The sequence below is a fragment of the Paenibacillus sp. FSL H8-0315 genome (assembly GCF_038005365.1).
GTDB classification, from domain to species: domain Bacteria; phylum Bacillota; class Bacilli; order Paenibacillales; family Paenibacillaceae; genus Paenibacillus_AQ; species Paenibacillus_AQ odorifer.
Window position 1 is genome coordinate 423,547 of record NZ_JBBOTA010000001.1, and the last position, 25,621, is coordinate 449,167.

Consider the following 25,621-nt stretch of genomic DNA (forward strand, 5'->3'; position numbering starts at 1 on the left):
AAGGTGTGAGTACATATGTGGCATATCGCTATCGCAACCCTAAAAAGAAACCAAAAATCTAATCTTAGAGCCTTTCCCTGGACCTTTACATTCGGGCACATTATTGATGGAGTTTATCTAGTCATCATCTCTTATTTTTCTTATGTGTATCTAATCAAAGGGGATATAGATTCAAAATTTGCTATCTATAGTGGCAGTGATGACTATCTGACCTATGTAATTATTGGAGGTATGCTCAGTATATTTTCCGTCAGTATGATGATGAATGTATCCAGGGCACTTATTACCGAATGGAGGGAAGGTACACTTGAGGCACTGTTGCTCTCCCCTTCAAGCCGGAGCGGTTATTTTCTAGGTAACGCAGTCCAGCAGTTGTATCGAAGTGGGGCGGAATTGCTGGTGGTTCTCTTCTTTGGCCTTTTGGCAGGACTTCGACTCCCCTCTGTTCACTTCATATCTGTCCTCGTGGGAATTTTGCTGTTTTTACTATCGTGTTATGCGATGGCGCTGGTGCTAGGAAGCATTATGCTTTATACAAGGGACACCTTCATTGTGCAAAATACTCTATTTACACTAACTGCTCTACTGTGTGGATTTCAGTTTCCAAGGCAATACTTGCCTGACTATTTGCAGGCTATAGGTGAGATCTTTCCATTGACCTATGCGCTACAACTCCTTCGAGGCTCGCTGCTAACTGGAGAAGCATTACGATTACCTGATATATGGCCAATCATACTGCTTAGTGTTGTATACATAACGGTTGGTCAATGGACAAACCGGCGCATAGAGCGCGGGTTGTTCGAACGATTCTAAAACCTTGGAGAGGGTGAAAACCATTGATTAACATGCATGAAGTTACTAAAATTTACGAGAGCAAACATAAATTGGGCTGGTTTCGTTCGGAAAAAAAATCAGTGACAGCAGTCAAATCACTATCATTAGATATCGCTGCGGGGGAAATCGTAGGTCTTCTCGGTCTAAATGGCGCTGGAAAAACCACTACAATACGTATGCTTTCTACTCTCCTAGAGCCAACCTCCGGCAGTATTGAAGTCGATGGAATGTCACTACACAAAAATCGACAGGCCATTCAGCAAAAAGTAAATATGATCGCCGGAGGAGAACGAATGTTGTATTGGCGGCTCACTGGTAGAGAGAATCTTCAATACTTCGGTAAACTCTATGGAATGAACAGCCCTCACATCGCTAGAGAAGCAGGACGTCTTCTGGAAGAAGTAGGTTTGACTCAAGCTGCTGACCAACCCGTTGAGCAATATTCTAAAGGGATGAAGCAACGGCTGCAAATCGCCCGCGGACTTATCAACGATCCACAATACTTATTTCTAGATGAGCCCACACTTGGCCTAGATGCCCCCATTGCGAGACAGCTTCGCAGTACGATAAGAAAGCTTGCACTGGACAGTGGAAAGGGTATCCTTCTGACCAGCCATTATTTACAGGAGGTCGAAGAACTTTGTGACCGAGTTTATGTACTGAATCGAGGCGAGCTTCTGCTCTGTGACAAACCTGAGCGGATTGTCCATCAGGTTGCAGGCTCGCAAACTGCTCATTTAGAGGTTACAGGCTGGCATGAATCACTTCGTCCCAAGCTACTAGAGCATCTACGAACATTTACTCAGCCTGCGGAATTAATGGGTGTCTGCGCAACAGAAAAACTAGAACTTCAAAATGATGGACTGCAGCGCATTTCTGTAAAGACACCTTCGGCTGATAGAATCATTACAGAGCTGCTGCCATGGACTACGGAGCAGGGGCTTAGCATTAAAAGCTTCGCATCCGAAAAACCTACTTTGGAGGATGCGATTATCCTCCTTTCGGAAGGAAGGGTATCATGAACTTACATAGCTTATGGTTTACCCTTAGCGCGGAGATCACTAAGCAGCATCGAAATAGAGTTAAGGGACGCGCAGTGTTTTTTTCACTTCTACTCTGGCCGGCGCTCACCTTTTTAACCACCTACTTTACCATGCAGCCCTTTAGAACCGGAGCAGGATCAGCACTCTCAAAAGTAATACCAGATGGACGGATTCCCCTATTTTTGCTGAGTGGATATCTCGTATTTCAGTTATACTGGACGGTTGTGCAAGCCGCATGGTTATTCGAACAAGAACGCAAAGGGGGCACACTTGAGGTAGTGTTCCTAACACCAGCGTCAAAAATGGCCTTCCTGTATGGACGTTCCATATATTCACTTTTTCACGGAATATGGATGTTCGCTTGCTTCTCCATCCTGACTTTCATTTTTCTTGCGGATGTAACGACTGTTAACTGGGGCGCCTTATTACCTGTATTAATACTTATCATGATATCAGCGGTTATATGGGGAGCTTTGCTGTGTGCGATATCTCTCTTCTCAAGGGATTCAGGGCTACTTTATTACATCTTTCAAGCACCAATGGAGCTGTTTGGCGGGGTTCGTATTCCACCAGCAGTATTCCCAGCATGGGCAACGGGTTTATCCCTTCTGTTTCCACTCACATATAGTCTGGTTCTTGTGCGCGGGGCGTTATACGATAATATCGGTATTAGCTGGTGGTGGGCTCTCGGCGCTTTAATCGTAGGTAGTGCTTGTCTTGTCATTTGTACCCGCTATCTTCTGGTTAGAGCAGAACAACATGCAAGAGTAAAAGGAAACTGGACTTTATTCTAACTGTAAATGACCAAGTCTTTAACACATAGGACCTAAGAGACGTTATTTGCTGGTTTTTAGCTTTTTCAGAAGTTTCGCGGACTCCAGTGACACTATTCCTTCAAAAAGGGTTCATTTTGGGAGTTTTAGGGCCGATAACTGCTATGGAGTCCGTTAGAATTCCAAATGGGAAAGAAAGCTGTGTTTAAGGTCAGTGGTGTCCGAAAACTGCTTCTTACGCGCAAATGCTCCCTAATCACAAAAAAACCCGGCAGACAAATCTGCCGGGTTTTTTCATATTTTATATACTGGAGATAGACACAGCTTATAAGTCAGGATGTTCGTGTTTTGCCTTGAGACGATTCCAACGGCGCTCAACTTCTTCTTCGAAGCTGTGTAAAGCTGGCTCATTCTCAGGTTTCAACAAATGACGAGTTTTACCCATTGTCTTCAGCCATGCTGAGAGCTCAACACGTTTGCCCTTATCTTCAGGATTATATGTGATATTCGTAGAACCATGCTCTACTTCATATAACGGGAAGAAGCAAGACTCAACAGCTAATGATACGATGTTCGTGCCTTCCTTATCATCAGACATCCAGTTTAGCGGACATGCGATCAGGATTTTACCATACACCAAACCTTCGTTTTGTGCGTACCACTGTGCTTTTGCCGCTTTTTTCACCAGATCCTGCGGATAAGCCTCCGAACCCGTGAAGACATAAGGAATGTTAGTAGCCGCCATAATTTGTGCTGTATCTTTATGCTGAGTAACTTTACCTTGCTGCTGCTTGCCGATACTGGAGGTTGAAGTACGGTGACCCAGTGGTGTCGAATAGGACTGCTGTGCTCCAGTATTCATGTAACCCTCGTTATCGTACTCTACAATAATCATTTTGTGACCACGCAGTGCAGCTCCAATTGCCGGTCCCATCCCGATGTCCATACCGCCATCTCCGGTTACCATAACAAACGTAAAGTCCTCTTTAAGCCCTAGTCCATCCAGCTCACCGCGACGTTTGCGTTCCCAGAACATCTCTACGACACCGGACAAGGTAGCCGCTCCATTTTGGAAAAGATTATGGATAAACGTTGATTTATGGGAGGAATACGGATACCCCGTTGTCGTTACCATGGCACAGCCTGTATGATAAAGTGCGACGATATCCCCTTCAATTCCTTTGAAGAAAGTCTCCAGTCCTGAGAAAATCCCACAACCTGGACACGCACCATGCCCTGGGGAGAGCCGTTTAGGTTTCTTCGTCAAGCTGCGTAGCGGCGGAATCCGTACGCTTAATTTGCCTGTTGCTTCATCCTGTTTCACAGTAATTAAGCCTGTCTTCAGTGAGTCAAAGTCCATTGGCTTCAGAAGACGTTGCGGAGCTTTATCTGGTGTACCCGGATTGTGGCCATAATAATCAAATGGTATGTCTACTCGATCTGCAGCAACAGCATCTATTGCTAATTGGAAAAAGGCATGACCATCTTCTGCGTAGAAGTCCTTACCACCCAAACCATAGATACGGCTAATTACTTTAGTCGTAGTGTTGCCATATGTGAACAGCGCTGCCTTGATTTCATTGACCATGTTACCACCATGTCCGCCTACAGAATCTGCGCGGTCACCAACGGTGATTGCTTTAACATTTTTCAGTGCTTCAGCAATTTGCTTCTGCGGGAAAGGACGGATCATATTCGGCGAGATTGCACCGGCTTTGATCCCTTGCAACCGAAGCTGATCCACAACATCCTTAATAATCTCAGAGGCAGAATTCATCAAGAATACGGCTACTTCAGCATCTTCCATCCGATATTCCTCGATCATTGGATAATGACGTCCGGTTAACTCAGCAAATTCCTTCGCAATTTCTTCAAAAACTTCACCCGCATTGTACATAGCTACGGACTGCTGATAGCGGTTGTTAATATAGTCAGGTTCGTTCATATAAGGACCAACCGTTACCGGATTATTGCGGTCTAAAGTATCGGTAAAGCCTGTTGGAGGTTGTGGTCCAACAAATTTATGAACATCCTCCCGATGAGTAAAAGCTTGAACGCGGCGTTTCTGGTGGGAGGTGAAATATCCATCTGAAGCCACCATTACCGGAAGACGAACTTTAGCATGTTCCGCAAGCTTCAATGCCATTAGGTTCATATCATAAACAGATTGTGGATCCCGGCACATTAAAATAGGCCAACCTGTATTCAAAGCAAAATACAAATCTGAATGGTCCCCGTGAATATTCAGCGGTCCAGAGATCGAACGGCAGATTAGATTCATAACCATAGGCATACGCGTACCAGCTTGTACAGGCAATTGCTCAAGCATGAACATATAACCTTGGGCACTGGTAGCATTAAATACACGTCCGCCAGCCGTTGAAGCGCCATAACAGATCCCAGCAGAGCTATGCTCGCCATCTGACGGAATCAGCATAATATCATGCTGGCCGTTCGCTTTCATCGTATCAAGAAATTGTGCTACTTCTGTCGATGGAGAAATCGGAAAATACCCCATTACATGATAATTAATCTGATGAGCAGCATAAGCTGCCATTTCATTGCCGGATTCATATAGGAATTTCTGCTCTACTTTAGCAGAGCCTACTTCTTTTTCATAATCTATAGCCACGTGTATTCCACCTTTCCTCCGTTAATTAGGCCTCAGTAACGAGATCAAAAATATGCCGGACCGTATGACTCTCTGCGTAGCCCTCTTCCTCACGTTCGCCAGACAAGGCAGTTGTAGGACAAGCTTCTACACATTTTAAACAGCCTTTGCAGTATTGATAATCAATACCTTGCAGGAACATTTGTGGACGTCCCTTCTTATCAGGCTGCTCATCCCAAACAAAACACAGATCAGGACACACCGTATCGCACTGCGCACAATGAATACAATCCTCCTGCTTAAAATGAGGCAGCAAACCGGAGCGTGAAATGCTCAAGTTCTTTAAAAAGCTGCTGCCAGGATTCGTAATGGTACCGCCGATTGGCTGTGTTTCATAACCCAATGCGGAAATATCAGACCGCACGAATTCAGGCATTGTCACGCCTGCAGGCAGTGGGAAATGCATAAACTTAACTTCATTAAATCCACGGTCGAAAGTGGTCAGCGCTGACTGTACTGCCTGTGGATATTTTTTGCCTAGTGATTTCTCTATAACGCCTTTCATAATTTCAGGGTCCAAGAAATCACACATCCGGAACAACGCGCCTAGCATCGCCATATTAACGCGGTTTTTTTCATCTAAGGCGATCGTTGTAGCATCAACGACTGCAATAGTTCCTGCCATCATATTCAGGGAGGATTTCAATTCCTCCGGCGATTTTGCTGAGTTCACCAATACTGTGCTATGTTCATAAATTCCGCTAATTACGTTAACTGTCTTTGCTAATGCTTCGTGAAATACCCCAACAACATGCGGACGCTCAACCGGAGACGTGTCACGAATAGGCGTATTCAAATCACAAAACCGGATATGCGCTTTTACCGCTGATCCCTTCTTCTCCGAACCATATGACGAAAAGCTGACCCCATTCATTCCAGCACCGACAACACCTGCTTCTGCAAGCATTTTACCAGCCAGGTTCGCACCCAACCCTCCAATTGACTCCAGACGAATCTCAAAAAATCCGAGCTCGTTCACTTTTGGTAACTGTACCACCGACATAGCCCCTTTCAGAATGTCATCTAGTATAATATCCTTTTGACTTTTTCAACGATTGTAACTTGATTTTGCAAGACGCGAAGTGACAAATCTTGCATTTTCCAAGTGTTGCCTAAGCTTATTTATCTACTTTCATTTAGCAATAAAATTAAAAATTAAGATGTTAAATTCATCACATTCTTCATGATAAATATCACACACCGATGAAAAATCACCTCTATTTCTACAAATGTGTATCATTTATACTTTTCAACTAATCCATTTCAGGATAAACTGATTCTTGGTGTAATTTTTTGAACCTACTTAGGAGGCATTAAATGTGAAGTCAAACGAAGCATCATTACAGAAAAAATTGCTTCCACGGCATATCAGCTTTATGGCGATGGGCGGCGTAATCGGTACGGGGATTTTTAAAGGAAGCTCTGAGACGATAAGCATTGCTGGACCAGGGGTTGTTCTCTCCTATGTATTGGCAGGCTTGCTGCTACTAGTCGTTATGGGTGCAATTGCCGAAATGGCCACGGTATACCCGAACAAAAATATGAAGGAATTCATTCGCGAGGCTTTTGGAGAACGGCTCTCCTTCATCGTGGGTTGGCTATATTGCTTCATGTGGTTGACTGTCTGCGTAATCGAAGTGCTGGCGGCAGGAAGCTTCTTGCAGTACTGGTTACCGGATGTTCCATTATGGCTACTGAGTCTAGCAAGTGGTGCTTTAATTATTGGCATCAATATGATGAGTGTAAGCGGTTATGGAGAGACGGAGTTTTGGTTAGCAGGAATCAAAATAGCTATGATTATCATCTTTATTATTCTGGGAGCTGCATTATTGTTTGGGCTATTGCCTATGTCTGAAGGGACTCCCTATTTAAGTAATTTTACGGATTATGGCGGATTATTCCCACAAGGCTGGACACCTATCTTCTCTGCCCTTCTGGTCGTCATGTTCTCCTACGGCGGATCTGAGCTGATTGGACTGACTTTAACAGAAACTCAAGATGCAGAAAAAGTGTTGCCTAGAGTTGTCAAAAGCTTCATTTTACGTGTTATTTTGTTCTACACCATTCCAATTCTGATCATCTGTGGGTTAATTCCTTGGAATCAGCTTAACGAGCATACCAGCCCCTTTGTGCAGGTATTAGCAGCTACAGGACTTAAGGGTGCTGACCATGTTATGAACTTCATACTGATTACGGCTGTGCTCTCTGCTGCTAACTCTGGTATCTACGGCGCCACACGGATGTTGCACTCTTTGGCTTCACAGGGTGAAGCTCCACGTAGCTTAGCAAAGACCTCAGCAAAAGGTGTGCCGATCAACAGTCTTAAACTTTGCGCTATAGTTCTTTTTGTTGGTTCTATGTTAGCGTACTTCGCACAGGATGGACTTTTCCGGCTGCTGATGGCTGTTCCCGGCTTCGTAGTAAGCTTGGTATGGATCAGCATCTGTCTATCACAGCTGAAGCTGCGGAAAACCTATCCTAAAGAGCCAAGCTTTAAAGTGTGGGGTTTCCCTTATATTACGATTTTGACGCTTATCTGTTTGTCGGTTATCACGATTTCCTTCCTTTTCGACACTCAGAACCGGATCAGCATAGGCACATGTCTGGGCTTCCTGCTGATGCTTACCATCTGGTCATTCGCTAAATTCCGGAAGAAGAACTAAACTATATATCTCGCACTTACATGAAAAAAGGTGTATCCATTGTTCTTGGCGATTGCGTAGAACGGGGATACACCTTTTCTTATGGGACCGTTGATTTGCTCACTCACACCGGATGCGCCTCATTCTGCGGTATATATACCGTTGATTTGCCTACTCACACCGGATTCGCCTCATTCTACGGGATTTATACCGTTGATTTGCCTACTCGCACCGGATGCGCCTCATTCTACGGGATTTATACCGTTGATTTGCCTACTCGCACCGGATTCGCCTCATTCTGCGGTATATATACCGTTGATTTACCTACTCACACCGGATGCGCCTCATTCTGCGGGATTTATACCGTTGATTTGCTCACTCACACCGGATGCGCCTCATTCTGCGGGATTTATACCGTTGATTTGCTCACTCACACCGGATGTGCCTCATTCTGCGGGAATTATACCGTTGATTTGCTCACTCGCACCGGATGTGCCTCATTCTACGGGATTTATACCGTTGATTTGTTCACTCACACCGGATGCGCCTCATTCTAAGGGATTTACTAATTCTTTTGGGGTATGGTAATTTCTCGATGTACTCTAAGTAGTGTTCTGTTGCAAAAAATACAACAAAAGCCAAAACAGATATACGCAGACAAGCTGTCTTATATACTTTGAGAAAATAAACTCACGGCGTTCGAAGTTAACAAACGAAAGCTTCACCCAACGTCGGCTTCACCCAAACGCAAAAAAGCACGGGAATCTAATCTTCCCGTGCTTCTTTCCATCGAAACTACAAAATCTACTCGATCTCCGGCTGAATATGCTCCGCGATCAATTGTTGCTTGCTGGTCCAGACCTTCTCACTCAGATTCACCCGGTACACCTCTGGATTGAGCTTACGCAGATATTCCGGCCAGAACAGATCCTTCTGCTCCCGATGGTAACGGCGAACTTCATTCAGATCCGGCAAAGTATAGACCTGGAAGCCGTTCACGTAAATCGGCTCAAGCATAGGCAGCGCTTCATAACGCTCCACATACTTGTGCATGTATGGATGCAGCGGATTAAACAGCTTCACCCGACCGCCGTTACGTGGAGCTTCCTCTTCCGGGAAGCAGATATAATCTGCTAGCGCTTTGCCATTTTTCCCGATAATCCGGAATACGTCCTTGCTGCCTGGTGTGGATACTTTTTCAGGGTTAGAAGAAATCTTGATTGTCGGTACCATTTCTCCAGTTGCGGACTCAATTTCTACCAGCTTATAGACCCCACCCAAAGAGGGTTGATCCGAAGCCGTAATCAATTGTGTGCCTACACCCCATGTGTCGATGGCTGCACCTTGCAGCTTCAGATCCATGATTGTATTCTCATCCAGATCGTTGGACGCCACAATCTTCACATAATCGAGCCCCGCTTCATCCAGCATATTCCGTGCCTGCCGGGATAGATAGGCCAAGTCACCGCTGTCTAAGCGGATACCGATCATCTTTTTACCTTGAGCTTCAAGCTTTTTGGCGGTTCTAATCGCATTCGGCACACCACTGCGCAACGTATCGAAGGTATCAACTAATAGTGTAACTTCATCCGGCATCACCTTGGCATAAGCATCAAAAGCTTCCTGCTCACTGCTGAAGCTCTGAACCCAAGAATGAGCATGTGTACCTTTGGTAGGGATGCCAAACATTTTACCTGCCAGCATGTTGGAGGTTGCATCAAAGCCGCCGATATAGGCCGCTCTAGCGCCCCAGACCGCCGCATCCGCTTCTTGTGCCCGACGGGTACCAAACTCCAGGAGTATATCATTCGGAGCTACCTGCTTGATTCGGGAAGCCTTGGTAGCGATCAGCGTCTGGTAGTTCATGAAGTTCAGAATAGCGGTCTCCACCAGCTGCGCTTCCATGATCGTCCCTTCCACACGGATTAGTGGTTCATCCGGGAAAATCAACGCCCCTTCTTTCATCGAATAAACGTTGCCCTGAAAATGAAATTGCAGCAATTCTTCCAAAAAAGCAGGAGCGTAATTTTCTTCTTGCTCCGACAAGTAACGGATATCATCTTCGGTGAAACGCAAGCCGCCGATGTACCCAACGATACGCTCTAATCCTGCGAACACGGCATAGCCGTTTCCGAAAGGCAATTTGCGGAAATAAGCTTCAAATACAGCTTTTCGCTTATGGCTTCCATTCACCCAGTGAGCATACATCATATTGATCTGATATTTATCTGTATGTAGCGCAAGTTCTCTCTTCAAGTCCTCATCTCCTAATATCCACGTTGCTGTATGTGTATGTTTTTTATAGTATTATGCCTTAACAACGTCTGCTCCTAAACTTCCCCGGAAATGATTTAGTGCCCATTTATGTCCATCCGCGTTGAAGCTGGCGACCGCATCTTCGTGCACAGTAATAGTAAAACCTTTGTTATATGCATCCACCGCAGTGTGCAAAACACATATATCTGTACATACGCCAATCAAATGAAGGTCAGTAATGCCACGTTCCCGCAGCTTAATCTCCAGATCAGTTCCACTAAAAGCGCTATATCGAGTTTTGTCCATCCAATAGATGGAATCCTGGTCAGCTTCATAAACAGTTTTCAAACTTCCATAAAGCTCCCGCCCTCTAGTCCCTCGTACATTGTGAGGTGGAAACAGTTTACTCTCGGGATGATAAGGATCATTGTCTTCATGTAAATCCACAGCCATTACAACATAATCGCCATTTTGGACAAACTCAGACGTTAATTGGCTGATTCTTGGCTCGATATCGATTGCAGGCTGCCCAACCGGTAAATTCCCATCGACAAAATCATTGGTAAAGTCAATTACTATTAGTGCTCTCATGAGAATCGTCCCTCCCCTGATTTAAGACACTACGTATAAATGGACAACAATGGCTCGTGATCTGTAAACATATACAGCTGAGCCGGGCGTTGTGAGTATTGATTGGAGCTGAGTGCATTGCCCTCTTCATCTCTCACTTCTTTTAATATACCCTGACGGCTGCGTGTTGACGTGATTTTACGAATAAAATTTGGTTCTTTAAATTCTGGCACTACTGTCTGAATCACCTGATAAAGCTCACTTAGCGTAAAATGTCTAGGCAAAAACTGTCTTGCAATCGTTGTCTGCAGCATTTGCTGTTGGATACGTACGTATGCATCCTTGATGATTTCATGGTGGTCAAAAGCGAGCTCCAGTTCTTCTAACGCTTCCTGTAACGTAAATAAACCCACTTCACCCGCATCGTCGGAAGCTTGTCTTTGCTCCAGCATCCACTCTTCTACTAAAGCGAAAAAGGCATGGCTGATAATCCATCCCCGAGGGTCGCGGCCAGGTGTACTATAAACCCCAAGATATTCTAAGTGACCTCCATCGACACCGGTCTCTTCTTTCAGCTCACGAGTTGCAGCATCATATATAGACTCATCTTCCTGACAGAATCCGCCTGGTAGAGCCCACATGCCTGCACATGGCCATTTTTTCCGTCTAATTAACATTACCTTCAACTCACGTAAAGGCAGCGTCTTGGTGACCGTCTTCCGTTCGCGTTTGGTCAGTGTAAACATTACAATGTCGGCCGGAACACCATCCGGTGTACGATATTTTTTGGCGTTATAGGTTAATTCCCCATTGTCGCTCATAATTGCCCCATCCTTTTCCGAAGCTGTAGTTTTACTTATTCGTATCTTTAAATGTACCAAACATGTTCTTCATAAATCAACAGATGAATTCCATTATTTTACATTATCCTACAAAAAAGACTATATGAGAAACGACGTTGTCGTTGAATTATAAGGATTATGTATTTTCATGTACTTTACTTCTACCTCTTATATTGAAATAAAGGGACGGATCTGCATCCGCCCCCTGAACTGAGTGTGGGTTATCCGCATGTGGTCGGAGGCGCTTCAGTGCCGGCTTCCACATTTATTTTTTCCGAAACGGTATCTCTAATCACGGAAATTACCAGCTGAAGCAAATAATTAATGTCGCTCTGGCTTTGCTGAAATTCGTTCACGACTGGAATACCGTCGATCTCATCTTGCAGCACTTCAATTTCACGTTCAATTTTGGCGACCATATCTTTATTATTGAAGCTTTCGAAGGCCACGATTTCTTTTTGTTTTTTCTTAATGGTCGCAATCAGTCCTTGCACACGCTCGTGATTAAGAATTTTTTGCTCAGCCTGCTGAAAATGGCGTACCTCTTCACTGGTTGAGATTAATGATGCTAGTTCTTTAGCTTTGCCCATAATATCCTCGCGAACGATCAGATCACGGGTATTATAAGTTTTCATTCCATATTTATTCAACTGTTGTTCTTCTGTACTCATTAGTCATCTCCCCATTCGTATGTGATTAATGAACAGCTGCGGCCTCGACCACAATATCCCCTTTAATGTACCATGTTTTGGTATCTGTAATTCTCACGTTTACAAATGTGCCGATAAGCTCCTTAGGACCTTCAAAATGGACCAGCTTGTTAGCGCGGGAACGGCCGGAAAGGACTTCGGAGTTATTCTTACTCTCCCCTTCAACCAATACCTCTACAACTTCACCCAGCATCCGGTCATTAATGATCCGGCTGTTCTCTTTGATGAGATCATTTAATCTTTGCAGACGTTCACTCTTCACCGACATCGGTACATTATCTTCCATCGCCGCTGCTGGTGTGCCCTCACGTGGAGAATAAATGAACGTATATGCCATATCATACCCAACCTCACGCACAAGCGATAGGGTATCTTCAAATTGCTCATCAGTCTCCCCAGGGAAACCAACGATAATATCGGTACTTAATACAGCATTCGGCACACTTATCTTAATCTTGCGTACTAATTCCAGATAAGCTTCCCGGGTATATTTACGGCTCATTTTCTTAAGAACGGCAGTACTCCCCGATTGAACCGGCAGATGGATATGCTCCACCAAGTTGCCGCCTTTGCCCAAAACCTCAATCAATTTATCGTCAAAATCTCGTGGATGCGATGTCATGAAGCGAATGCGCGGAATATCAATCAGACGCATATCATCCATCAGGTTACCGAAAGTGTAATCAATATCCGTAAAATCTTTACCGTAAGCATTTACGTTCTGCCCCAATAGCGTTACTTCCTTGAAGCCTTGGCGCGCAAGCTCTCTCACCTCAGCGATAACGTCCTCTGGACGACGACTGCGTTCTTTACCGCGTGTAAACGGTACGATGCAATACGTGCAGAACTTATCACAGCCATACATAATGTTCACCCAAGCGCGCATGCCTTCCCGCTTCTTCGGCAAGTTCTCAATAATGTCGCCTTCTTTGGACCATACCTCAACCACAAGCTCTTTACTAAATACCGCTTCTTTAATGAGGTGTGGCAACCTGTGAATATTATGCGTACCGAAGATCATATCCACGAAGCCATGCTTTGACATAATCCGGTTGACTACGCCTTCCTCTTGGGACATGCAACCGCATACCCCTAACAACAGACCCGGCTTCTCGATCTTCAGGTTCTTAAGATGTCCTAGCTCTCCAAATACCTTATCCTCGGCGTTCTCCCGAATCGCACAAGTATTCAGCAAAATGAGATCCGCGTCATTCCGGTCAGCGACACTGCGGTAGCCCATCTGTTCCAATAGGCCCTTCATCGTTTCCGTGTCATGCTCATTCATTTGGCAGCCATAAGTTGTTATATGATAATATTTGCCCACTCCGAAATTCTGCATCTCTTCAGGAATCTCGAAATCATAATGCACTTCTATTTCTTCCTTGCCGCGCCGTTTTCCTTCTTTATAGTCAGGCTGGCTATTAATTTGCACATTTCTTCCTTTAATCCGGTAAGTAACCTTACCTTCCTCTTCACTAATTACCTTTGCATCACTAAAATCAAAATATTTCGAATAATCCTTAGAACCCTTGCCGGATTTTAAGTCCGGTGAGTTATGGTTCCCCTTTGTCATGCTGTTTTCACGTCCTCTATTGTTCAACAATTATTTTTATACTTTGCTAATTTAAAATTATAACATAATGCTGGCCTAACATAGAAGTGCCCGGTCTATTAATGATGTAATGAAGCGTTGCATATCGACAAAAAAATACCCCGCCAACGTTTGGCAGGGTCAAGTTCTATCATATTAAGGGGGGTATGCTACTATTATAAGCAGATACACTCCTCTTGAAACAGTTACACAACCTCTTACCTAAAAAAATAGTCATTGTATATTCTGCTAGTTTTAGTAAAGCGTATTCGTTGCTTCAGGAGTAAATGGGATGATTTCGTCTATCGCTCCACTCTGTACTTTGGCAGGCCAAGCCGGATCGCTAATAAGCGCTCTGCCCACTGCAACCAAATCAAACTCCTCCCGATCAAACCTTTCAGTTAACTCATCAATATTATCCTCAGGCTTCTGAGCTTTATCTTCCTCGAAGAAATCGCTTTGCAGGCCAATAGAGCCTACTGTAATACACGGCTTCCCGGTAAGCTTCTTAGTCCACCCAGCTAAATTAAGATCAGAGCCAGCAAATTCAGGTTGACTGAAGCGTCGGGTCGAGCAATGAAAGATATCTACACCCGCTTCGCTAAGCGGTGCCAGGAAACTCGCAAGTTCTTCTGAAGTCTTCGCCAGCTTCTCATCATACGCCCCCAGCTTCCACTGGGAAAAGCGCAGCACGATTGGGAAGTCTGGTCCAACCGCTTGACGACATGCTTTAATGATCTCGACAGCGAATGTTGTTCTTCCTACCAAATCGCCACCGTAACGATCGGTACGTTTATTCGTTCTATTCCAGAAGAACTGGTCTATCAGATACCCATGAGCGCCATGCAGCTCGATGCCATCAAAGCCAACGCTTTTGGCATTTGCCGCCGCTTGAGCGAAGGCTGTTACTAAGCTTTCAACCTCTTCTGTGGTCAGCGGCTCTGTCACCGGCTCACCTGCTAAATTAAGACCCGAAGGGCCTACAGGAAGGGCTTCAACGTTAGGATACTCGCCGATTGTACGCGCCATCCCCACATGCCAAAGCTGCGGGATGATCTTGCCGCCAGCTGCGTGAACCTCTTCCACAACCTTCTTCCAGCCTTCTAAAGATGCTTCTTCATGTATATTAGGAATATCTTGGTGACTGACAGCCGCTGGATGATTTATCGCAGTACCCTCAGTAACAATTAATCCCACTCCACCCTCTGCACGTCTACGATAATAAGCAGCAACATTGCTTCCCGGCACACCCTTCGGAGACTGCGCGCGTGTCATCGGCGCCATTACAAATCGGTTCGACAGCGAAAGATTCCCCACTTGAAAAGGTAAAAATAGTTGCTCTGTATTCATATGTTACCTCCAATTTATTAATTGATTACTTTAAGTAAGCTTATTATCTACCCAAAAGATGGGAAATGCAAATTTTAAGAAAAAGACAACAAAAACCGGACCTCGCAGAATCTACGATTGCCCGGTTTCACCAAATTATAATGACTCTCTAGACTTCAAGAATCCCCGCTTTAGGTGTAACTCCAAATGCTTTAGCTAAATCCCATAGCTGTTGGTCTGTGATCTTTTGTTTGATTTCTCTACCGCCAATCAGGTTGTAGATCGTCGCAGCCTTTTCAACCGTTTCTACTAGACCAAAGGTAGCATCCATGGTGGAGCCAGTGCCAAAAATCCCATGCTGCGGCCAGATGACTAAACGGTGATCCTTCATTTTTTTGGCAGTCTCACGGCCGATTTCACTGCTGCCCGGAACAATCCACGGAATAACACTGACCCCATCAGGGAAAACAACAAGGCACTCTGTGCACATTTCCCATAACGTTTTGGTAAACTTCAGTTCGTCCAGATCATGCGTGAAGGTCATCGCGATAACATTTGTAGCATGTGTATGCAGCACGATACGGTGTGTGGGATCTACTTTCAAACGTTCAATATGACTCATAAAATGCGAAGCGAGCTCACTCGTAGGAACTGCACCATTCCGCAATCCCCACAATACTTCCACACTTTCGCCATTGCCGCTAACTCTTAACACTCCCAAATTCGCTTCAGGGTCTTTAATCACATTTCTGAAATATTTGCCCGAACCTGTTACGATAAAATACTTGCCTGCTAATTCTTTTACCGGAAAGGTGAGTTTGATCGTACGCAAAGGCTCCAGTACATTAATATACTTAGCCACCTCGTTCTCATCCAGCAAATAGCTGACATTCCCACCATTCAGTTCATCCCAGCCAAGCTCCCACATATGACGGGTGATCTCTGACATTTCCTGAATAAATGGAGCTTCACTGCTGGCAATATAACCTTTTGATTCTAACAAGGATGTACTCATAGTCTATTCTCTCCTTTGTATTTGCTGCTCTCCGTATCCACTTCTATCTTAAAGACAAAACGTCTTGTTCATAATTTTTCACTTCAGTAAGCCATTGCTCACGCACCGGTGTACCTTGTGATGCACAGTAGTAATCCCAGACCGCTCCAAACGGATACGATTTGAACTCTTCTACCAGAGCAAGACGTGAAGTATAATCCCCGGACCGCTCGATTTGCTTAAGTTCTTCCACTGGTTCCAGCATCGCACGCAGCAACGCCTTAATAGTGTTGCGGGTGCCAATGACCCATGCCGCGAGATGATTGATACTGCCATCAAAGAAATCCAATCCAATATTCGTACGAGGAAGTAAATCCCCGCGAACCAATTCACGGGCGATTTCCAGCAGCTCATCATCCATTGTTACCACATGGTCACTGTCCCAGCGGACAGGTCTGCTGACATGCAGCAGCAGCTGCTCACTGAACATCAGAATCGAAGATAATTTATTCGAAATCACTTCTGTAGGATGAAAATGTCCCGCATCCAAACAGATCGCTTTTCCATTTGTTAAACCATAACCCATATAGAATTCATGAGAGCCAACCACATAGCTTTCAGAACCAATTCCAAACAGTTTACTTTCCAAGGCATCCATATTATAAAGCGGATCTATTTCCTGACTAAAAATCTCATCCAGCGACTCTTTTAAACGTACTCTCGGAGCTAGCCGATCTACTGGCGTATCTTTATATCCGTCTGGAATCCAAAAATTCGTCACACAAGGCTGACCCAGCTCCCGCCCAAAATGCTCAGCGATCGTACGTGAAGCTTTACAGTGTCTGATCCAGAAATTCCGAATCTCCGCGTCCGAATGACTGAGAGTGAATCCATCGGCTGCTTTCGGATGTGAGAAACAAGTAGGGTTAAAATCAAGCCCTAAGCCCTGCTCCTTCGCCCAATCCACCCAGGATTGAAAATGTCGTGGCTCTAGTTCATCCAAATCTACAGGTTCATCTGTATCTGCGTAAATAGCATGCAGGTTAACCTTATGTTTACCAGGAATAAGAGATAACGCCTTTTCTAAATCTTGACGTAGTTCATCTGGTGTACCCGCCCGGCCCGGATAACTTCCCGTTACCGCAATGCCCCCGCTTAGTTCTTTTTCCTTAAAAAGAAAACCTTTTACATCATCACCCTGCCAGCAATGTATGGAAATTTTAATTTGCGCGAGTCGCTCCAGCACTTTATCCACATCAATACCGTGGGCTGCGTATAGTTTTTTGGCTTCGTTATAACTAGTGATAATGCTCTGATCCATGCTGTTTATCCTCCTAAATTAGTGCAACGTCTGTTTCGCTTAGATAAGCTCATTCACCTTGGACAGATGAAGGCTTCTCCAGCGATTTAGAATGTTATTAAAATGCTTGATCGGCTGCGGAAAGTATGATGTTATTTCAAAAGATTGTTCGATAATAGCTCTTGCCTCAGTTATGTCTGCAATGGAATCTGTGCTAATCATCTGTACTACTATATTTCCTAGAGCAGTCGCTTCCGTTGGTCCAGCCTTTACTTCCCTGCCGATAACGTCAGCGGTTAGTTGGCATAAAAGCCGATTGTTCGCCCCGCCGCCGACAATTTGCAATCCCTCGATCCGACGTTCTGTCAGCTCCTCCAACTCTTCCAAATAAGTTAGATAGGATAACGCCAAGCTGTCAAAAACACAACGTGCTAACTGTCCAGGTGTCTCCGGAACGGGCTGCTCACTCTCCATACAGGCACTGCGGATTTCTTCTATCATGTTCGATGGATTAAGAAACCTTGGTGCATTACAAGGGATCAGGCTGCGAAACCCCTCTTCTCCCTGTGCAAGCTCTGCAAGCTCCGCAAAACTATAGCAATTGTTCAGTAATCTGCGAACCTCTTGAATAAGCCATAAGCCCATTACATTTTTGAGGAATCTATAAGTTCCGTAGGCTCCCCACTCATTGGTGTAGTTAGCCTGCATGGCTTTTAGAGAATTTAGAGGCTCCGTTCTTTCTACACCGAGTAAAGACCAAGTTCCACTGCTGATATAAGCTGAGCCTTCTTGAAGTGGAGCACCTAGCACTGCTGAGGCTGTATCATGGGATGCCACACAGATCAGCTGGCATTCAGGCAGGTCATATTGTTGGATTAAAGCTTCGTCAAGAGGACCAACCACTACACCAGGCTCAGTTAATTTTGCAAATTGATCTTTCCTGATATTCAAAAATTCTAATAGGTCATCGTCAAAATCCCGGCTTTCCAGATTCAACAGCTGTGTTGTAGATGCAATCGTAACCTCGTTGATTTTACGGCCAGTCAGTCGGTAATATAGATAATCTGGTACAAGTAAAATCTGATCCGCTTGCGCTAGCTCTTCTTCTTTATGAACATATAACTGATTCAAGGTATTGATGGATAACTGCTGGATTCCTGTCTTTTCATAGACGGTTTGTGGTGAAAGCTGCTGTGCCACCTGATCCACAGCCAGATCCGTTCTGCGGTCCCGGTAGGCGTATACTTCCTGAACACGATTCCCGTCCGCATCTACCAGCACATAATCTACACCCCATGTATCAATACCGAGCGTACAGGTAGTAATTCCATCGGTTTTAGCCTTCCGAAGCCCGATCATAATCTGCTCTACTAAATAATCAATGTCCCAGAAACAGGAACCCTCTTGTTCGGTAAAGCTATTGCTAAAGCGATGAAGCTCTTCTAAGGAAAGAATACCTTCTTGCAATATTCCGCGCACCAGCCGCCCACTTGAGGCGCCGATGTCAACGGCGATGTGGTTATTCATAAACAATCTCCTATGATAAGGGGTGATTTATAATATTTTTTTGAACAGTGTAATAACTTCTTCTTTAGTAGGAATAAAAGGGTTCCCTGGTGCACAAGCATCCTTCATCGAATTTTCAGCCAGAAGATCAAGATCTACTTCTTCTACACCAAGCTCGGATAATTTGGCTGGAATCCCTACTTCTTTAGACAACGCCTTGATCGACTCAATTACGAAATCTGCGCATTGTTTATCCGTTTGGTTCTCTACATTAAGTCCAATCGCTTTAGCAATGGATCTGAATTTCTCAGGCACATATTTGGCATTTTCTTCTTCCACAAAAGGCAGCAGCATCGCGTTACATACGCCGTGCGGCAGATCGTATACGCCGCCCAGCTGATGCGCCATCGCATGCACATAACCAAGCCCCGCATTATTGAAAGCCAATCCGCCAAGGAATATCGCGTATACCATCTGTTCACGCGCTTCGATATCATGGCCATTCTTCACAGTACGAGCCAGATTAGCAAAAATAAGCTCCACTGCGGCTAGTGCCGTAGCATCGGTTACCGGATATGCTCCCGGCGTCACCAGCGCTTCAATCGCATGAGTCAATGCATCCATACCCGTGGCCGCGGTAAGTGCAGCGGGTTTATCAACCATAAGCTCAGGATCGTTGACTGAAATCGTCGCAAGGCTGTTCTTATCTACCATAACCATCTTCACTTTGCGTTCTTCGTCTGTGATTACATAGTTAATGGTCACTTCAGCCGAAGTACCAGCAGTGGTATTCACGGCGACAATCGGCAGTGATTTATGCTTAGACTTGTGTACACCTTCATATTCTTTGATATGACCGCCATTTGTGGCAATGATACCAATGGCTTTGGCAGTATCCTGTGGTGATCCACCGCCAATGGAAATCAGATAATCACAATTCTGCGCTTTGAGATAATCAACGCCATCGTGGACATTCTTACAGGTCGGATTGGGTTTCACTTCATCATAGATGGCATATTCAATCTCCGCTTCGTCCAATACCGTCAGCAATTTACCAGCAATGCCACTTTTCATAAGGAATTTGTCCGTAACAACAAGCGCCTTTTTTAATTTAAGCTCTTGGATGTATGGACCAATCTCCTGCAAGCATCCCTTGCCCATAATATTGATCGATGGAACATAATACACATGCGTGCTCATGCTTGACCAGCCTCCTAAAGTTAATTTATCAACACCAAAGTTTTACACACAACTCTGCAAGCTAGAGCGTAGTATTCCGGCTGCAGCGCCTCAGGCTGGCCTCTAAATCGCAACTGGGCCGGCTCTGGTATCTTTCAAATCTAATTACCACTACAGGACTTCTTTTCTCCTTCATCGTATGCCCGCAAATCTTTGTTGTCAACATTTTAAATATTATTTATGTTGTTTTTATTTGTTTTATATCCGTTTTGTGAATATTATTGGAAAACAAACATGATTTTACGTTGATTTTATTGCAAAACACAGATATTTGGAGCTATGATTAAGGAATATAAAGATTTCGGAAAGGTGATCCCTATGCTTGCAGCTGAAAGACGCAAAAAAATAATTGATCTTGTTCATCAGGATAAACGAGTATTAGTCTCTGATCTAAGCCGAATGTTTGAAGTTACAGAAGAGACGATACGCAGAGACTTGGAGAAGCTGGAGAAGGATGGCATTCTAAGCCGAACCTATGGCGGGGCCATGCTGAATCGTCACACGAACGAGGATTTGCCTTTTGTTACACGCAATGCGCTGAATACAGATATCAAACGGGGAATCGCCCTTAAGGCGCTAGATTTAATCAATGATGGAGATACGTTAATGGTGGATCCTAGCTCCACAGCCTTTGAGTTTCTAAAACTGCTTGGCAATAAAAACAATCTGACCATTATTACGAACTCGATTAATATTTTGCATGAGTTCTCGAATTCTGGGATGGATATCATCTCTACCGGAGGTTCTTTACGTTACCGATCCATGTCACTCGTGGGTCCTGTAGCACATGACACCATTCAAAGATACAATGTGGACACTGCGGTTATCAGTTGTAAAGGAATAGATATGGAGCGAGGCATCACAGATTCTAATGAACCGGAGTGTGAGCTCAAGAAATATATGCTACGTCAAGCTAACAAGGTCATACTCCTGGCCGATCACACCAAATTCGATAAGACCGCCTTTACGAAGCTGATCGAGCTTGGCCAAATCGACTTTTTGATCACAGACCGCCAGCCTTCTGAGGTTTGGTTGAAGCGCCTGAACAAAGAGAATATTGAGCTTCTCTATTAATCGGGCTCAAACGCCTTCGCAGCCCATTTAAAAATGCCGTTCCCCAATGAGTAATGGGTGACGGCATTTGTTGTATGGAGATGATTATCTTTTTGTATAAACCTGAGAGATTGGGACTACGTTGACTGTTGATTTGGGATTTTCGCGTTGCACTTGCGTTGTAGTTTTTTTCCTGCAAATATATATAAGCGCTGGTGGAAAATTCAGCAGTACCCACTTCGTGTGTAGGATCTCAAAATGCTGGCTCAACTCTGTTTTCATCCGCGGAAAATATTCATAGGTTATAAACCACCCTCCTTCTTTTAAAGAAGAAATGATCTGTTCCATAAACCTAGTGCGGTCTGGCTTCGAGAAATTCATCAAAGACAAACTACTCACGATACAATCCAGCTTCTCCAGACTGCTGTTATGAAGCGCAAGACGCAGCCGGAGACAATCGTTGTTGCAGAAACATCCGGGGAATTCCTCTCTTAACTGACTGCGAAAATCAGGATCTATTTCAAATAGAAGAACATTCATACCGGTCTTTTCTCCACGCGGAATAAACCTTGTGATTGCACCAGTCCCCGCACCCAACTCAGCCATAGAATGCACTTGGTTCCAAGGCACTGGATCAAGCAACGTCTGGGCCAGCCAATGTGAACTGGGAGTTACACTACCATATTGTCGGGGCGCATGCAGAAATTTATTTAGAAAATGAAGTCGCTCACGAATTCCACTTTGCATGAAATCTCCCCCTTGCTTCCTAACTTACCCTTCTACCCCTAAAATATGTAAACTGCATTAAATTCGTACTCCATCTATACTTCCCATTATCTATTCCCCTTAAAATAAAAAGCCCAAATTTCTCCGCAACATAAATTGCGAGAAATTCGAGCTTGTAAACACTCAATTCAGAGTCGGCCAATCTTATTTAGTTTCCACAGCGTGTCCGCCGAACTCGTTCCGCAGTGCAGCAACTACTTTTCCAGTGAATGTGTCGGTCTCAAGGGAACGGTAACGCATCAATAACGCCATTGCGATGACCGGAGTCGCCGCTTGTAAATCAAAGGCGGTTTCAAGCGTCCATCTGCCTTCACCAGACGAATGCATAATGCCCTTAATCTCATCTAGTTTAGCGTCCTTCGAGAAGGCGCGTTCCACAAGTTCCATCAGCCACGAACGGATTACAGAGCCGTGATTCCACACCCGAGCTACTTCCTCAAAGTTGTAGTCAAATTCACTCTTTTCCAGAACCTCAAAACCTTCACCGATAGCAGCCATCATGCCGTATTCGATACCGTTATGCACCATTTTTAGAAAATGGCCGCTACCTGCTTTACCAGCATATAAAAAGCCGCTTTCTACAGCTGTATCACGGAAAATAGGCTCCACAACTTCCCAAGCTTCGGGATCTCCGCCAACCATGTAACAAGCGCCATTACGCGCCCCTTCCATACCGCCAGAGGTACCTGCATCCATAAAGTGAATTCCGTGCTCCTTCAATTCCTCATACCGACGAATCGATTCCTTATAATGCGAGTTTCCTGCTTCAATAACGATATCACCTTTAGACAACTGTGGAGTAAGTTCAGCGATTACAGAATCAACGACCTGATGCGGAACCATGATCCAAATGATTCTTGGTGTTTCCAATTGCTGTACCAATTCTGGAAGCGTTACTGCTCCACTAGCGCCTTTAGCTTTCATTTCTTCTACAGCAGGTGCATTCAGATCAAAAGCAACAACCTCATGTCCATGATCCAGCAAATTTTGACCCAAATTAAAACCCATTTTTCCTAACCCAACTAATCCTACTTTCATGTAAATTCCCTCCGATTTATAGATTCTTGTGATGTATTTTAGCTAAATTGGCAAAAAAAACAGGCAGGGGCTTAAGCCCCTGGCCGTATAGATTCCTGCGCTGCTGCAACTTCTGCTTGAGCGTCGAGAAGATCTGACTCCTGATCTGTATCATCAAACCACCAGCGGTCTTCACCCAAAAGCTCCATAGCCGCATCTGGACCATAAGAACCTGAAGCATAGGTATGAAGTGGCATTAGCCCCTCTTCCATAGCTTCCTGGATTGGTGTAACCCATTGCCATGACAGCTCGACTTCTTTCCAATGAGCGAAGAAAGTGGCGTCACCACGAAGTGCATCAAAGATCAGATTTTCGTAAGCTTCTGGTACGTCTGAAGTTCCGGCTTCATAAGTAGCGAGGACAGGTTCAAGTTTCCCTTTTTGCAGCTGATCCTTCGTATTCAACTGAAGCGTAATGGCTTCATTCGGACCGATCTCGATGATGAGCAGATTTGGAACGTCATTTCCTTTATTTTTGTTATTGTTATCATTAAACGGTTCTTTAAATTCTATAACAATTCTTGTTGATTTCTCTTTCATTCTCTTGCCGGTACGGATATAGAACGGAACTTCATTCCACAATGGATCATCTATAAACAAACGCGCTGCAATAAACGTCTCATTTTGTGAGGATTGGCTAATTCCTGGTTCATCTAAGTAGCCTGCAACAGATTTACCTTTAATTTCACCTTCAGCATATTGTCCGCGGACAACATATTGATTAACTTCGTCTTTACTTAGCGGAATGAGACGCTCCATGACATATCTTTTCTTCCCACGGATCTCTTCAGGTGTACTGCCTTTTGGAAGCTGCATCGCCATCATCATGAGCAATTGCAGCATATGGTTCTGGAACATATCACGAAGTGCCCCAGCTTTATCATAATAGCCTGCCCGTTCTTCAACGCCAACAATCTCACTCGCCGTAATTTGCACATTTGCGATATACCGATTTTTCCACAGTGCTCTAAGCACAGGATTTGAATATTTTAGAACTTCCAGATTCTGAACCATCGGTTTACCCAAGAAGTGGTCAATTCGGAAAATCTCCTCTTCAGTAAATACGGCATTCAAGCTGTCATTTAACTCTCTTGCTGTTTGCAAGTCTGTACCAAAAGGCTTTTCAATAATCAGACGCTTCCAGCCCTTCGTAGATCCCAGACCACTGGAGTGAATATTGGCGGCAATTTCCTTGAAAAACTCAGGACCCACCGATAGATAGAACATCCGATTCTCCGGAATGTTAAAAAATTGCTCACGACGTTTAACATGCTCCAGTAGCTTCAAATAATCTTCTGTGTTACCTACATCTAGAACGCTATATTCAAAAGCTTCCAAGAAAACCTGCAACTGTGGAGATTCTACTGCCGGTTGTCTAGAAAATGTCTGCAAAGATTGCAGGACTTGCTTACGGAAAGCTTCAGTTGAAACTTCTCTTCTTCCTAATCCAATCACTGAGAGAGGACCTGAAATTTGACCATCTAAAAAGAGGTTATATAGTGCAGGATAGATTTTACGTTTTGCTAAATCTCCTGTAGCGCCAAAAAGCACAAATGTTGATGATTCCACTTTCATTCCTCCCGCTATTATATATTATTTATTAACTTACTTTTAATTACTAGCATACTCAGTAGAATCAATCATACGACTGATATTTTTATTCGTCAACCTCATTTCGACATTTACGAAAAGTTATTATTTTCACAAAGCTTCGAATTGGTAATTATGATTAATGTCACACCAATTATCTTATTGGATTATTCGTATTAATTTACTAGGAAATAATCCGAAAATAAGATAACAACCCGCTCCCAGCATGGCTTTTGGCGTTCTGACTTTACACACTCTGATTTAAAATTCTTCATCCAAAGCTGTTTACAACATAAACAAAATTCCCAGTCGCTTAAATAAGCTCATCCTTCCCCTGTGTTTCAAACTAACTTTAAGTAATTGACTGGATTGGTCTCGCGCGCCTTGATGAAGACTATGCGATTTGATTCCAAGTTTGGGAATTAAGCATAAAAAGTGACTGCTTCGAGGAATATTACTTGAGAATACTCGAAGGAATTTTCGCTGAGCACATTGGAGTGATTTGGAGTCTGTGAAGAGAACGATTGGGGATGAGATGACGTTTGCAAAGAGTACCATTGGGGATAGGTTAAGCGAACCTTGTGAAATGAAGTGAACCATTAGGATTGTCCTGAAGTTTGCTAGGTGAACCGTGTGGATGTCTTGAAGTTTGCTAAGTGAACCCTGTGGATGTCTTGAGTTTGCTAGATGAACCATTGGGAATGTCCTGAAGTTTGCTAAGAGTACCCTGTGAGTGTAGTTTGCTAAGTGTGCGCTTTGGGGGATCACTTAAAAGTTCGCATAGAGCGTCTTTAGATCCAGTTTGGAGTAACATTT

The 25,621-nt window shown here is 44.2% G+C and carries 21 protein-coding genes; 6 read left to right on the forward strand and 15 right to left on the reverse strand.

What is annotated here, in order from left to right:
- The first annotated feature begins 15 nt into the window (after positions 1 to 15).
- The 3 genes from MHB56_RS01770 to MHB56_RS01780 are packed head-to-tail and all read left to right on the forward strand — an operon-like array spanning position 16 to position 2,671.
- On the forward strand, positions 16 to 813 hold the full coding sequence (locus MHB56_RS01770) for an ABC transporter permease (RefSeq protein ID WP_341143192.1): 798 nt from the start codon (positions 16 to 18) through the stop codon (positions 811 to 813).
- A 23-nt stretch (positions 814 to 836) separates the two neighbouring features.
- Positions 837 to 1,856, forward strand: coding sequence for an ABC transporter ATP-binding protein (locus MHB56_RS01775; protein ID WP_445254230.1), 1,020 nt, complete (start codon positions 837 to 839; stop codon positions 1,854 to 1,856).
- Entirely contained in the window at positions 1,853 to 2,671 is an 819-nt protein-coding gene (locus MHB56_RS01780) for an ABC transporter permease (protein WP_339281096.1), read from the forward strand. The genes MHB56_RS01775 and MHB56_RS01780 overlap by 4 nt, the downstream gene beginning before the upstream one ends.
- A 304-nt stretch (positions 2,672 to 2,975) precedes the next feature.
- On the opposite strand, the gene MHB56_RS01785 is transcribed toward MHB56_RS01780, so the two are convergent.
- Complete coding sequence (locus MHB56_RS01785) at positions 2,976 to 5,282, reverse strand: thiamine pyrophosphate-dependent enzyme (RefSeq protein ID WP_076128294.1); 2,307 nt, start codon at positions 5,280 to 5,282, stop codon at positions 2,976 to 2,978.
- Positions 5,283 to 5,307: 25 nt separating this feature from the next.
- Entirely contained in the window at positions 5,308 to 6,318 is a 1,011-nt protein-coding gene (locus MHB56_RS01790) for a 2-oxoacid:acceptor oxidoreductase family protein (RefSeq protein WP_038571642.1), read from the reverse strand.
- Between the two features lie 322 nt (positions 6,319 to 6,640).
- Here MHB56_RS01790 and MHB56_RS01795 point away from each other — a divergent pair, with 322 nt between their 5' ends.
- Positions 6,641 to 7,984 carry an amino acid permease gene (locus MHB56_RS01795; protein WP_036688050.1) on the forward strand — a complete coding sequence of 448 codons (1,344 nt, stop codon included), beginning with the start codon at positions 6,641 to 6,643 and terminating at the stop codon, positions 7,982 to 7,984.
- Between the two features lie 20 nt (positions 7,985 to 8,004).
- Positions 8,005 to 8,520, forward strand: a complete 516-nt coding sequence (locus MHB56_RS01800) for a hypothetical protein (protein ID WP_341143193.1) — start codon at positions 8,005 to 8,007, stop codon at positions 8,518 to 8,520.
- Positions 8,521 to 8,767: 247 nt separating this feature from the next.
- On the opposite strand, the gene MHB56_RS01805 is transcribed toward MHB56_RS01800, so the two are convergent.
- From MHB56_RS01805 to MHB56_RS01850, 10 genes are all read right to left on the reverse strand, one after another.
- Positions 8,768 to 10,219 carry a nicotinate phosphoribosyltransferase gene (locus MHB56_RS01805; protein WP_076128292.1) on the reverse strand — a complete coding sequence of 484 codons (1,452 nt, stop codon included), beginning with the start codon at positions 10,217 to 10,219 and terminating at the stop codon, positions 8,768 to 8,770.
- 51 nt (positions 10,220 to 10,270) lie between these two features.
- Complete coding sequence (locus MHB56_RS01810) at positions 10,271 to 10,810, reverse strand: cysteine hydrolase family protein (RefSeq protein WP_076194688.1); 540 nt, start codon at positions 10,808 to 10,810, stop codon at positions 10,271 to 10,273.
- A gap of 29 nt (positions 10,811 to 10,839) precedes the next feature.
- Complete coding sequence (locus MHB56_RS01815; protein ID WP_036688055.1) at positions 10,840 to 11,610, reverse strand: NUDIX domain-containing protein; 771 nt, start codon at positions 11,608 to 11,610, stop codon at positions 10,840 to 10,842.
- A gap of 242 nt (positions 11,611 to 11,852) precedes the next feature.
- Entirely contained in the window at positions 11,853 to 12,302 is a 450-nt protein-coding gene (locus tag MHB56_RS01820) for a RicAFT regulatory complex protein RicA family protein (RefSeq protein WP_076128288.1), read from the reverse strand.
- A 25-nt stretch (positions 12,303 to 12,327) separates the two neighbouring features.
- On the reverse strand, positions 12,328 to 13,914 hold the full coding sequence (gene miaB / locus MHB56_RS01825) for a tRNA (N6-isopentenyl adenosine(37)-C2)-methylthiotransferase MiaB (protein ID WP_038571650.1): 1,587 nt from the start codon (positions 13,912 to 13,914) through the stop codon (positions 12,328 to 12,330).
- A gap of 273 nt (positions 13,915 to 14,187) precedes the next feature.
- Positions 14,188 to 15,282, reverse strand: coding sequence for an NADH:flavin oxidoreductase (locus tag MHB56_RS01830; protein WP_280753103.1), 1,095 nt, complete (start codon positions 15,280 to 15,282; stop codon positions 14,188 to 14,190).
- Positions 15,283 to 15,430: 148 nt separating this feature from the next.
- The gene (rhaD, locus tag MHB56_RS01835) at positions 15,431 to 16,276 is read right to left on the reverse strand and encodes a rhamnulose-1-phosphate aldolase (RefSeq protein WP_036688060.1); all 846 of its coding nucleotides are present in this window, start codon (positions 16,274 to 16,276) and stop codon (positions 15,431 to 15,433) included.
- A gap of 43 nt (positions 16,277 to 16,319) precedes the next feature.
- Complete coding sequence (rhaA, locus tag MHB56_RS01840; RefSeq protein WP_076128282.1) at positions 16,320 to 17,576, reverse strand: L-rhamnose isomerase; 1,257 nt, start codon at positions 17,574 to 17,576, stop codon at positions 16,320 to 16,322.
- Between the two features lie 39 nt (positions 17,577 to 17,615).
- On the reverse strand, positions 17,616 to 19,082 hold the full coding sequence (rhaB, locus tag MHB56_RS01845; protein ID WP_341143194.1) for a rhamnulokinase: 1,467 nt from the start codon (positions 19,080 to 19,082) through the stop codon (positions 17,616 to 17,618).
- A gap of 27 nt (positions 19,083 to 19,109) precedes the next feature.
- Complete coding sequence (locus MHB56_RS01850; RefSeq protein ID WP_076194676.1) at positions 19,110 to 20,261, reverse strand: iron-containing alcohol dehydrogenase; 1,152 nt, start codon at positions 20,259 to 20,261, stop codon at positions 19,110 to 19,112.
- A gap of 357 nt (positions 20,262 to 20,618) precedes the next feature.
- Between MHB56_RS01850 and MHB56_RS01855 the strand changes: the two genes are divergently transcribed.
- Positions 20,619 to 21,374, forward strand: a complete 756-nt coding sequence (locus MHB56_RS01855) for a DeoR/GlpR family DNA-binding transcription regulator (RefSeq protein ID WP_076100077.1) — start codon at positions 20,619 to 20,621, stop codon at positions 21,372 to 21,374.
- Positions 21,375 to 21,458: 84 nt separating this feature from the next.
- Here the strand turns inward: MHB56_RS01855 and MHB56_RS01860 are convergent, their stop codons facing one another.
- From MHB56_RS01860 to zwf, 3 genes are all read right to left on the reverse strand, one after another.
- The gene (locus MHB56_RS01860; protein ID WP_076194673.1) at positions 21,459 to 22,100 is read right to left on the reverse strand and encodes a class I SAM-dependent methyltransferase; all 642 of its coding nucleotides are present in this window, start codon (positions 22,098 to 22,100) and stop codon (positions 21,459 to 21,461) included.
- Positions 22,101 to 22,283: 183 nt separating this feature from the next.
- Positions 22,284 to 23,177 carry a phosphogluconate dehydrogenase (NAD(+)-dependent, decarboxylating) gene (gene gnd / locus MHB56_RS01865; RefSeq protein ID WP_036688068.1) on the reverse strand — a complete coding sequence of 298 codons (894 nt, stop codon included), beginning with the start codon at positions 23,175 to 23,177 and terminating at the stop codon, positions 22,284 to 22,286.
- Between the two features lie 71 nt (positions 23,178 to 23,248).
- The gene (gene zwf, locus MHB56_RS01870) at positions 23,249 to 24,784 is read right to left on the reverse strand and encodes a glucose-6-phosphate dehydrogenase (RefSeq protein ID WP_076278115.1); all 1,536 of its coding nucleotides are present in this window, start codon (positions 24,782 to 24,784) and stop codon (positions 23,249 to 23,251) included.
- Positions 24,785 to 25,621 lie beyond the last annotated feature (837 nt).

Bases quoted from the DNA above. Each gene is read 5' to 3' on its own strand.
- MHB56_RS01770 (WP_341143192.1), top strand. From the start codon at position 16: ATGTGGCATATCGCTATCGCAACCCTAAAAAGAAACCAAAAATCTAAT.
- MHB56_RS01780 (WP_339281096.1), top strand. From the start codon at position 1,853: ATGAACTTACATAGCTTATGGTTTACCCTTAGCGCGGAGATCACTAAG.
- MHB56_RS01800 (WP_341143193.1), top strand. From the start codon at position 8,005: ATGAAAAAAGGTGTATCCATTGTTCTTGGCGATTGCGTAGAACGGGGA.
- MHB56_RS01810 (WP_076194688.1), bottom strand. From the start codon at position 10,810: ATGAGAGCACTAATAGTAATTGACTTTACCAATGATTTTGTCGATGGG.
- MHB56_RS01815 (WP_036688055.1), bottom strand. From the start codon at position 11,610: ATGAGCGACAATGGGGAATTAACCTATAACGCCAAAAAATATCGTACA.
- MHB56_RS01820 (WP_076128288.1), bottom strand. From the start codon at position 12,302: ATGAGTACAGAAGAACAACAGTTGAATAAATATGGAATGAAAACTTAT.
- miaB (WP_038571650.1), bottom strand. From the start codon at position 13,914: ATGACAAAGGGGAACCATAACTCACCGGACTTAAAATCCGGCAAGGGT.
- MHB56_RS01830 (WP_280753103.1), bottom strand. From the start codon at position 15,282: ATGAATACAGAGCAACTATTTTTACCTTTTCAAGTGGGGAATCTTTCG.
- rhaD (WP_036688060.1), bottom strand. From the start codon at position 16,276: ATGAGTACATCCTTGTTAGAATCAAAAGGTTATATTGCCAGCAGTGAA.
- rhaA (WP_076128282.1), bottom strand. From the start codon at position 17,576: ATGGATCAGAGCATTATCACTAGTTATAACGAAGCCAAAAAACTATAC.
- rhaB (WP_341143194.1), bottom strand. From the start codon at position 19,082: ATGAATAACCACATCGCCGTTGACATCGGCGCCTCAAGTGGGCGGCTG.
- MHB56_RS01850 (WP_076194676.1), bottom strand. From the start codon at position 20,261: ATGAGCACGCATGTGTATTATGTTCCATCGATCAATATTATGGGCAAG.
- MHB56_RS01855 (WP_076100077.1), top strand. From the start codon at position 20,619: ATGCTTGCAGCTGAAAGACGCAAAAAAATAATTGATCTTGTTCATCAG.
- MHB56_RS01860 (WP_076194673.1), bottom strand. From the start codon at position 22,100: ATGCAAAGTGGAATTCGTGAGCGACTTCATTTTCTAAATAAATTTCTG.
- gnd (WP_036688068.1), bottom strand. From the start codon at position 23,177: ATGAAAGTAGGATTAGTTGGGTTAGGAAAAATGGGTTTTAATTTGGGT.